Source organism: Vibrio sp. V42_P2S4T144, from assembly GCF_009904715.1.
GTDB lineage: Bacteria > Pseudomonadota > Gammaproteobacteria > Enterobacterales > Vibrionaceae > Vibrio > Vibrio alginolyticus.
In genome coordinates this window covers 1-2,148 of the sequence record NZ_WXWS01000106.1, presented here as the reverse complement: position 1 = coordinate 2,148, position 2,148 = coordinate 1, and the positions used below count along the sequence as shown (strand labels likewise).

At 44.9% G+C, this 2,148-nt stretch carries 1 protein-coding gene and 1 pseudogene; one reads left to right on the top strand and one right to left on the bottom strand.

The features are described 5' to 3' along the window. Positions 1–180 (bottom strand): annotated as a pseudogene (locus CAG68_RS03425) (54K polar flagellar sheath protein A); the annotation flags it as partial. Positions 181–633: 453 nt separating this feature from the next. On the opposite strand from CAG68_RS03425, the gene CAG68_RS03420 reads away from it, so the two are divergent. Further along, a partial coding sequence (locus tag CAG68_RS03420; protein ID WP_161440795.1) for a DUF3360 family protein occupies positions 634–2,148 on the top strand: 1,515 nt, incomplete at its 3' end.

Here is a 2,148-nt window from a genome sequence, read left to right as displayed (position 1 = left end):
GTCATATACAGTACAACCTTTCGTAGTTGCTTCACTTTCAGTCATTGTTGCTGGTATAGCAAAATCAAAAGTAAACGCAGTTTTCGGCGCTGCACCACCGCCACCGCCGCCACCGCCGCCACAACCGACCATTAACCCTGAGATGATTGCCACTAGTGGCAGTACTTTAAGCTGTTTCATGTCTTTTTCCTAAACTGAGCGGCAATGATTAGCCAAAAAATTGTCTTTGCTCTGTCCAAAGCAAGAATAAAGCCAGCTTTATATAATCATCGTGAATATTGACATTTAATCTGCATCTCGTGCAAAAGGACAAAAAGTTCTAATTTTATGCAACTTGTGTAATGAAATTACACAAGTTCTCCGCATCTCATTCGCATGCCAGAAACTTTCTGTAGTTTTATTTCACAACCATTCTTAAAGTGATCTAAATCAATCACCCTAAATGGCTATCTTGCTAGACTCCTGCCAAAAGATGAGGCTTTTTTTGTGCCTCAACACAATAAGTTATTAGCTATGCTTAGGCACAGTGTCGACGTGTAACAAATCTAATAATAGCTAGCATAAGCGTGCCGCAGGATGCGGACTAACACAATTGAATGAAGAATTCATAACTTTTAAATATATGAGGAATCTATGTCAGACGCAGTTAACAAAACGCACTCTGATTCAGATATCGAGACCAAGAGCTACCGTGAGCTTCATCGTCCAGCATCTGAGTTCGCAAGCCGTTCAGACTACCTAGACCACGAACTACAAATTATGAAGCCACGTCGTTTTGGCTTGAACTTGCCAGGTCGTGACTTCCGCTTTGAGCTTGAAGACCTTGTTCCAGCGCTTGCTGGTACTATCGGTATTATCGCAATGTACTCTGCGGTAATGATGTCTTGGGCTGAAGGTCTTACTGCAGCATGGGACCACGTAAACTTAGGCAAGGACTTTGCTATCGAAGTTGCGCGTGTAGAAATGCTCATCCCTGCACTTCTTTTCTGTGTACTTGCCTCTGGTTTTATTAACCCTAAAGCCAACCTAGCAGGCAACCACGGCCCAATGATCCCTCTTATTGGTACCATCGCTCTTGCTGGTGCTCACCCTCTTGCATTAGCAATTCTCATTGGTGTGTTTGGTTTGATTTTGAGCCTCTTAAAAGGTGGGTCAAAACTGGTTAACCTCACCTCTGAAGGTACGGCTGGTGGCCTTCTTATTTTCCTAGGTTTAACCGGAACCATGAGCCAAATTAACTCTATTCAAGCTTGGGCTGTTGGTTTGCAATCCGATACGGTTGCCGCTGGTAGCATGGGTTACATCGGTCTAATTGTTCTTGCGGTTACCATTGGCTTATACGCGTTCCTTGCTAAAGTGAACAAACGCTGGCTAGCGATCCCTGTTTGTGCCTTCACTGGGCTTGCAATCGCACTTGCTCTTGGCGCAGGCTTCGATATTAAATTCGTAACCGAGACAGGCCTTCCAAACCTAAATCCAATCTACTGGTGGGGTTCAACAGAAGAAGGTTGGATGCTTGGTCTTCCTAATATGGAACACTTCATCGCTTCACTACCATTCGCCATACTTGCGGTAGCAATGTGGTCACCTGACTTCTTGGGTCACCGTATCTTCCAAGAGATGAACTACCCACGTAAGAGTGAGAAAGTGCTGATGGACGTTGATGACACAATGACAATGTGTTCCGTTCGCCAAATGGTCGGTACTGCAGTGGGTGGTGGTAACATCACATCATCTTGGGGGACTTACATGATCCCTGCTGCAATCGCGAAACGCCCTATTCCTGCTGGTGCCATCTTACTAGGCTCTCTATGTATTATTGTTGCAATCCTTGGTTTTCCTATGGACGTTGCAGTATGGCCTCCAGTTATGCGCGTTGCTCTTCTCGTTGGTGTATCTCTACCACTGCTTGAAGCTGGCATGCAGATGGTGAAGGACTCAAAAGACTCACAAGCAGCAGGTATCTGTATCTTTGGTTCTGCCGTTGTTAACCCAGTTCTAGCTTGGGCACTAACTATGCTTTTAGATAACAACGGTTTAATTGGAGATAAAGAGCGCGCGTCTCGCCTATCATTTGTAGACAAGATTGTGATCCCAGTAAGCGTACTCGTTATCTGTTTAGTTGCTATGCTTGCAGTTGGTATGCTT